The 7385-nt window shown below is 45.6% G+C and carries 8 protein-coding genes; 4 read left to right on the forward strand and 4 right to left on the reverse strand.

All coding sequences use genetic code 11. From position 1 onward, the window contains the following. Window positions 1–9: 9 nt before the first annotated feature. On the reverse strand, window positions 10–1284 hold the full coding sequence (locus B3850_RS03455; RefSeq protein ID WP_286871667.1) for an anti-phage deoxyguanosine triphosphatase: 1275 nt from the start codon (window positions 1282–1284) through the stop codon (window positions 10–12). 68 nt (window positions 1285–1352) lie between these two features. Next, window positions 1353–1841 carry a DNA-binding protein gene (locus B3850_RS03460; RefSeq protein WP_286871664.1) on the reverse strand — a complete coding sequence of 163 codons (489 nt, stop codon included), beginning with the start codon at window positions 1839–1841 and terminating at the stop codon, window positions 1353–1355. A gap of 507 nt (window positions 1842–2348) precedes the next feature. On the opposite strand from B3850_RS03460, the gene B3850_RS03465 reads away from it, so the two are divergent. Next, window positions 2349–3014 (forward strand): hypothetical protein, encoded by a 666-nt coding sequence (locus B3850_RS03465; protein ID WP_286911393.1) that lies wholly within the window; start codon window positions 2349–2351, stop codon window positions 3012–3014. A gap of 3 nt (window positions 3015–3017) precedes the next feature. Here the strand turns inward: B3850_RS03465 and yafN are convergent, their stop codons facing one another. After that, window positions 3018–3317 (reverse strand): type I toxin-antitoxin system antitoxin YafN, encoded by a 300-nt coding sequence (gene yafN / locus B3850_RS03470; protein WP_286871659.1) that lies wholly within the window; start codon window positions 3315–3317, stop codon window positions 3018–3020. 286 nt (window positions 3318–3603) lie between these two features. On the opposite strand from yafN, the gene B3850_RS03475 reads away from it, so the two are divergent. Both B3850_RS03475 and B3850_RS03480 read left to right on the forward strand, forming a co-directional pair. After that, window positions 3604–3897 carry a type II toxin-antitoxin system RelE/ParE family toxin gene (locus tag B3850_RS03475; protein WP_286871656.1) on the forward strand — a complete coding sequence of 98 codons (294 nt, stop codon included), beginning with the start codon at window positions 3604–3606 and terminating at the stop codon, window positions 3895–3897. Between the two features lie 15 nt (window positions 3898–3912). Then, the gene (locus tag B3850_RS03480) at window positions 3913–4236 is read left to right on the forward strand and encodes a HigA family addiction module antitoxin (protein WP_273269573.1); all 324 of its coding nucleotides are present in this window, start codon (window positions 3913–3915) and stop codon (window positions 4234–4236) included. A 22-nt stretch (window positions 4237–4258) separates the two neighbouring features. Here the strand turns inward: B3850_RS03480 and B3850_RS03485 are convergent, their stop codons facing one another. Continuing rightward, window positions 4259–5392 (reverse strand): alpha/beta hydrolase, encoded by a 1134-nt coding sequence (locus B3850_RS03485; protein WP_286911394.1) that lies wholly within the window; start codon window positions 5390–5392, stop codon window positions 4259–4261. 137 nt (window positions 5393–5529) lie between these two features. Here B3850_RS03485 and B3850_RS03490 point away from each other — a divergent pair, with 137 nt between their 5' ends. Next, the gene (locus B3850_RS03490) at window positions 5530–7383 is read left to right on the forward strand and encodes an MrcB family domain-containing protein (RefSeq protein WP_286911395.1); all 1854 of its coding nucleotides are present in this window, start codon (window positions 5530–5532) and stop codon (window positions 7381–7383) included. Window positions 7384–7385 lie beyond the last annotated feature (2 nt).

The raw sequence follows: 7385 nt of genomic DNA on the forward strand, positions 1-7385 counted from the left end.
GCGCCCTTTTTATTCGCTTTCTGCACCAAACAACTGGCTATATTGCTTACGAGCATAATGGTCGGTCATACCGGAAATATAATCACAAATAACTCGTCTTGGGTTACTTGCCTGCTGATATTTGTGCAATGTCGAAGGCTGCAGGAGCTGCTCAGGCGTATCGCTCAACGCTTCAAACAGCGCCATAATGATGCGCTGACCTTTAAACTCCATGGCTTTTACCTCAGCACCCCGAATGACGTGCTTGAAGACAAAACTTTTGAGTAGTTCTAGCGTGTGCTCTGCCTCTGCCGGTAGTGTTGCCTGTAAATCCAGTTGCGGGTGTTCAAACTGTTGTTGCTGCTCGACCGATATTTGCGGCACTAAATAGCCAATCAGTTTGCTAATGGCGTGTTTACGGTCACGGCTATCAGGTGAGAAGAGTTTGTCGTTATAAAATTCCGCCTCGGTTATCAGCGGGCTGTCCTCATGCGTCTGTTGCAGCACATCCTCGCGCCACTGCCGCTCAGTTACTAAGCCCAGCGCCAGCGCGTCTTCTAAATCGTGAACGCCGTAAGAAATGTCGTCGGCTAGTTCCATAATGGAGGTATCAAAGGCTTTAAACCGGGAGCGCCGTTTACCGTCTGTTTCTAACACGGTGCAAAACGTGTCGCGATCGTGCTGCGAAAACTCTTCTAAAATCCAATGTAGAACGTCTTCTTCGTCATCATGAATCGACTTAGGCGGTTTAAATGCGTTTAGCGGAGAATCTTTGGTTAAATCTTTTGGCTGTACTTCGCTGTGCAACACCGGATATTTCAAAACCCCCAACAAGGTGCGGCGGGTTACGTCCAGACCATGCTGTTCAGAATACTCGCCCAACTTGCTTAAAATGCGTAACGTCTGTCCGTTACCCTCAAAGCCGCCGTGACCCAGCATGTGATAGTTAAGCGCAACCTCGCCGCCATGACCGAACGGCGGATGTCCCAAATCATGCGCCAAACAAGTGGCTTCAATTTGAAAAAACGACGGTATCTGCTGCGAAATATCGCCATTGTCAGCATAAGTTCGCTTTAAATGCTCACAAATACCTGAGCCAATCTGAGCAACCTCCATCGAATGGGTTAGCCGCGTGCGATAAAAGTCATTGTCGCCCACACCCAACACCTGAGTTTTCGACTGCAGCCTGCGGAACGCCGAAGAGTGGATGATTCGAGCACGGTCGCGCTGTGCATCACTGTCCGGCGTTGCGGCATTAAACGGTTTGTTTTCACCTGAGCGGCGTTGAAGCATGGCTTTGTTCATGTTGGCAGTCAGTTGCTAATAACTACCTCACAGCAAAACAAATTTTCAGCCATTTGCCCAGTGAAAGATTAGTAAACCCGCTGCTTTTGGTGTTCGTAGTTTAGTAACATAGCCGCTTTTGCCACTTCCATGTCGTTTTCCGAAATAGCCTTGCGCTTTTCCTGCTTAAAATACTCCAGCAAATGATACAAATGCCACAAAGACGGATTACCCTCATGCATTGGCAGGGGGAATTTGGCTAATTCTCTGTCGCGAACTTTGCGCAGATACTGGCGACTCATATTAAGTTGCTCGCCGGCATCAGACAGTCCAACTAAATCCGGTCCTATCTCAACCAAAACCGCTTGAGGAAGTGACTTTTGCACATCGGAAATTGCACTTTTTATAGCTTCTTTAGCGGAAGCCGCTTCTCGCATGAAGTTGAGCGCCAGTCGTCCTGGTACACCCACCCCTATAACCGCATCGTCACAAGCGCCACCATATAGACTGTCGGTAATTTCGTCAGAAGATATAGTGGCAGGCACGACAAATTTTAAGGTGAAGTCATAGTCATTCATTGTCGTTACCTCCTGAATAAATGCAGTTGTCCACGACTCGTTTCAGCTGTTTCGCATGAGTCTTTTCATTTCTCGGTGTGCTGTTGATAGATGTAATACAGAACTCACCACACCGACACATTGAGCTATTTTGTTTACACATCATTTGGCCCCAACAGTGCCCTTTTCCTCTGTGCTCAACTCGCCACCCGTTCTTCTCTGCATAACGTAGCGCTATTTCAATTTCCTTTTTAGGGTGTCTCGGCCTACTCATTGCTCCCCCAACACGGATAAAAAATAAACCAACACAACAAAGTTGTCAAATGACAACTAAAATCATGTTTAAGCATTATTATGAGGGATAAAACAAGGTATCAGGCTCAAGGCTGCAATTCGCTTACATAGATTTACGTGCCTACTGCAATACTAACTGGCACACCTCTTGCTGAGTTAACACATATTTACCCAATGCCCGAGGATTTCGGCAAATCATTGCCGTTTTTTGCCGCTAAAGGACTAGGAGGGGGTATGAACGTCAGCACATTACTTAATACAGCAACGAGCCAGGCAGGTTCTTCGCAACAGAGCCGTCAGACCGAGCAGCCGCCAGCACCCGAGGCGAAACAAGCGACACCAGACAATGATGAAACCTTTATCGATAAAGCCTACCGCAGCTTGGTGCTTAACCGCATGGGTGTCGACACCGAGCAACTTGAAGAAATTGAGCAGAAAATTGAAGAGCTGGAGAGTAAGTCGAGCCTGACCAAAGACGAAAAAGATAAGCTTGAAAGCCTGATTAAAGCCCGTGATCAATTGTTTGAGGAAGCCATGCGCCGTCAGGCTGAGGAAGGTAATTCGAGTCAGCCCTCCGTTAACAGCAGTGGCATTCCCACGGAAATCGCCAATAAATATGACCCTCGGGCTATCTCCCCCGATGACATGAGTTTGTTGGCAAAAGACCTCCACGAAGCAGGCGTAATATCATGGGAACAGCGCAGCCGCATGAGCTTTCAGTTCGTGAAAACACACTTCTACAAAACCCATACCCCTGAGTCACAACAAGTGGACCCCAGCGAGCCCATGGACTTTGTAAAATTCTGGGAAGAGCGGGTAAAAGCTAACGAATACTTTAACGTACCGGCCGATCAAAAAGCCCGAGACCAGGGGATATTGGATGTACTGCGGCGGGTTTAGTACTTATTTCTGAACTGCGAAGTCATCCAGATCAGATTTCTTGGCCTCAGCTAAAAGCTTCTCTGCGTCGGCGCTAATAGCCTTTAGGCGCGCTGCTGTCGGCCTAAAAAGGGATTCTACTTTAGGGTTACAGGCTTCCAACTGGCGCACCATAGCTTCAAATAATTCGGCACCTACCATATAGCCAGCTGTTTTATTGTGGGAGAGTACTGCCACAGGTTCAGCTTCAAAATACTGGCAGGGATGCTTGCGTACATCGCTGGCAGATACTGTTTTTTCAGCCAATATTGTTTGCGTGTTCATGGTTTTCCTCGCCACATTTACTAGACTGATTAAATTATAGCTATAAAATGCACTTAATTACAAACAGAATAATATACATAATTATGTACAATTTAGTCCTCCTGTTTTTGGGCTACACCAAGGGATACCGGATCTACTCTGGCAGGCTTGAATCCAATATCAGTAAATATCTTACGCCTTTATAAATACTTAACTGATAGACCGGCTTTAAGCCTAACTATATATTAGATGCATCCACTTGACGCACAATATCGTTGTGCATAAAATATCTGTTAGTTAGGTTACTATGGCGGTTAAATTCAGAGATTCATGGCTCGAGCGCTTTTATGAAGATGACACTAGCCACAAGAGAATTCCTAGAAACATCGAAACAGCTCTCTTTAGAAAGATGCAAATACTTGATGCGGCAAATAAAGAGTCCGATTTAAGAGCCCCTCCAGGTAACCGCTATGAACGTTTAAGTGGAAAGCTTCACGGCTGGAGTTCTGTGAGAGTTAACAAACAATATCGGCTCATTTTCTGTTGGGAAGAAAATATCGCCAAGAATACATATCTGGACCCACATGTTTACAAGGGCTGAAAGGAGGTAGTACCAATGAGAACGACACAACGCCGTCCAATAACGGTTGGGCAGATGCTCATCACTGAGTTCCTCGAGCCAATGAACGTTAGTATTCGCGAACTGGCAGAAGCAATGGGCGTTCACCGTAACACGCTTAGCCGAATAGCGCATGACAAAGGAGTTCTGACAGCTCCTATGGCAATTAAACTAGCAGCCGCGTTCGGTAATACACCCGAGTTTTGGTTAAACATTCAGCACGCCGTTGAACTATGGGATGTTCGTCATAAGGCTTATGAACAAGAGGCTAAAAACGTTAAGCGCCTGAAACCTCATGATAGCTCTTATCAAAAGGCCTAAATTAAAAGCCATTGCTCTCGCGCTAGTCCATGGTCAGCTCACCATTCTGTGCTTCTATTTCACTGAGGTATTTAGACTGATGCTGGCGAGCCAGCTTTAACGCTTTATTCGATGCCTGAAGCGCACTTTCCGTGTCATCATTCATGGAATACACGGTAGCCAGGCTGTCCCACAGAACTTCGGACTGACCGAACACCTCAACACCTTTTTCGAGTATCCCGATGCCCCATTCAAGCTCGCCTTCGTAGGCCGCTTTCAAACCATAAACATTGTACTGATGCACCGACATGGGGAAGTTGTAACCCATCGTCTTTTTATAATTGTCATAGTAAGCCTGTAACTGTTCCAGCGACTTAATTTCGATATTCGGCACAGCGTTGTAGCCGCGAAAAATTGATTTAAGCCCTTCAACGTTAGCAATCAATGGTGTGCTGTCGTGGGTTTCCTCAGGAAACTGCTGAGACTCCCAATCAAAAACGCTTTCGGATTTTTCCGCTAACACGTTCATTAAACGCTTATAGCCCTCAGCCATTTCATTGGGCTCATTCGCCATGCTGACAAACCAACGCACCGGCGGCTTTTCTGCTTGTTGTTTCGCCGTCTTTATATCGTTGATAAGTGCAAAATCATCCCACCATAAACTTGGACTGACCGATATTGACGCATTGATAAAATCCGCATGATGAGTCGCCAGGTAACTGGTATAAAGCCCCGACAGCGAATGCCCGGTAACCAGCGTATAAGGCGAAATCCGATACTGCTCTTTTATCTCAGGCAACAGTTCGTCTCTCAAGAACTGCGTGTACAGCTCAGCACCACCGGAACGCCCCTCATAGCCTTCTAGTTCGGTATGAGTAAAGTGCTTTATGCGGTTCTTGGCACTCACCCCAACCACAATTATTTCCGGCACAATCGAAAACGTGCTTAAGAAATTAACGTTACCCGCAATGTGCTCAAACTGCGTCGAGCCGTCCATGACCAGCATTACCGGATACTCAAAGCTGTCGGAATGGTGATAGCTTTCCGGGAGTGCAACTCGGGCGGTGACGGTTTCGTTAATGAGTTTTGAATCGACCTGGAACGTTTCTGCGGCATGGGTTGCAGACGCAAAAGCTAGAAAAAATAAATAGAGAGCTGCTGCAAAGAATCTATACATGATTTTTAAGTAGTTACGCTTTGGGAGCCGATAGTAGTTTTATTTTATAAACTTAGCAATTCTGAGTTTCGCCCTTTTCCTTACTATTCAATAGGGTTATTGTTAGTTTTATGAAATCAAACACAGGAAGTGACTCAATGGCATTGAATGAGGTTCTCACAACAATTCTTTCCGCCTGGCCTGGGGCTAGACATGAGCAGTTTACTCAACATCAAATAGCTCGTGAACTTCGAAACTCACTGCCTTTGGCAATGGAGCAAACACTTAAGCCTGAAACACTAAATAATCTTGAGTTTAAAGGCAGTGCCGGTCAAGGAGTATGGACACATGTGCCGTGGGCCGCAGTTTTCGATACTCGTTTTACAACAACTGCCCAGAATGGTGTTTACCCCGTCTATTTATTTAACGCAGAAGGAACAGGGGTGTATCTGTCGCTTGGTTTCGGCGCAACTAAGTTAAAAGAGGGGCGAACACTTCAAGAAGCCCGAGAAGTTGCTTCCCGATGGAGGGGGACCATACGTTCAGCTATTCCTGAACTCTCAGCTTGGAACACAGATGTTTTGGTAAATGAAGCGGGACAAAACGGGGCTGATTATAACTGGGCTAGTGCAGGAGCAAAGTACTATTCTTTAGAAGATCTTAAAGACAAGAAAACTATTGAAAGCGATTTTAAAGAACTAGTAGCTCTCTATAAAAAACTTATTGATTACATTGACTCAGGTAAGCTTCTCCTTGACTCACAACCTGTCAGCTACTCTTCTTCGTCTTCAATAAAACAAACACTTGAGCTACCAAAACCCTTCATCTTGCTAGCAGGCATCTCCGGCACAGGCAAAACCCGTTTCGTTAGGGAGCAAGCGAAAGCAACCAGTCAAGGTAATAAAAATTATGAAATTGTTCCTGTTCGGCCTGACTGGCACGAGCCTTCAGATTTGCTGGGCTATATATCCCGACTTGGTGAACACCCTGAGTATGTTCCTACTAAAGTTCTGTCGTTTATCGCGCAAGCCTGGGCTCATTTAAACCCACATACGGTTGAAGTAGACGAATCTGGCAGAGCATGGTGGAGTATACAAAGCGAAGATAAGGTCCCCTATTGGCTATGCCTTGACGAAATGAATCTTGCTCCCGTAGAGCAATACTTCGCTGACTATTTGTCTGTTCTGGAAACTCGAGAGTTTGACTATAGCGCTGATACGCTGAAATATCGTTCTGACGCGCTTGTATCGGCCGATTTAATTAAAGGATTAAACGCAGAAGCAGCACGAAATTTACAAGAAGCATTGGGGGTCTCTGACTCATTATTTGAGCAATTTAAAGAACACGGCATTCCACTGCCGTTCAATCTGATTATTGCCGGCACCGTCAACATGGATGAAACCACTCACGGCTTCTCCCGTAAAGTCATCGACAGGGCTTTCACTATCGATTTTGGGCTTTTCTTCGAAAACAAATTTGACGAATTTTTTGATGGTCAACCGAATATTCAACCACTAACTTTTTCGACAGTTACAGATGCGCGTGAACCTGGCTTATTTAATGATAACGAAAGTTTCCGCGACAAATCTGTTAGTTTTTTGACTGAAGTTAATCGCGTTTTAAAAGGTACTCCATTCGAACTTGCCTTCAGGGCATTAAATGAACTGTTGTTATCGGTTCATTGTTTTAATCCAACGTCTGAAAGAGAACTTGCGGCGGTTTGGGATGACTTCCTGATGACAAAAGTACTGCCTCGTATTGAAGGTGATAGTGACAAGTTGTCCTTACCCGATACCGGTTCCACCAGTGGCAATACTAATGTTTTGTCCGCATTAGAAGCTGTTTTGGAGAAGGTTCCAGCTTTTAACCAAATCATTGCCAGTGAGCGTACCGATTTTTTTAGAACTGACAGTAATGGCGATGCCCTAAACGTAGCCTGCCGTAGCATTGATGCGGTAAAAAGGATGCAAACTCGCCTTGAGACGAACGGATACACTAGCTTCTGGCCTTAGAG

It is taken from the genome of Idiomarina sp. UBA4520 (genome assembly GCF_002388365.1).
Classification (GTDB): domain Bacteria; phylum Pseudomonadota; class Gammaproteobacteria; order Enterobacterales; family Alteromonadaceae; genus Idiomarina; species Idiomarina zobellii.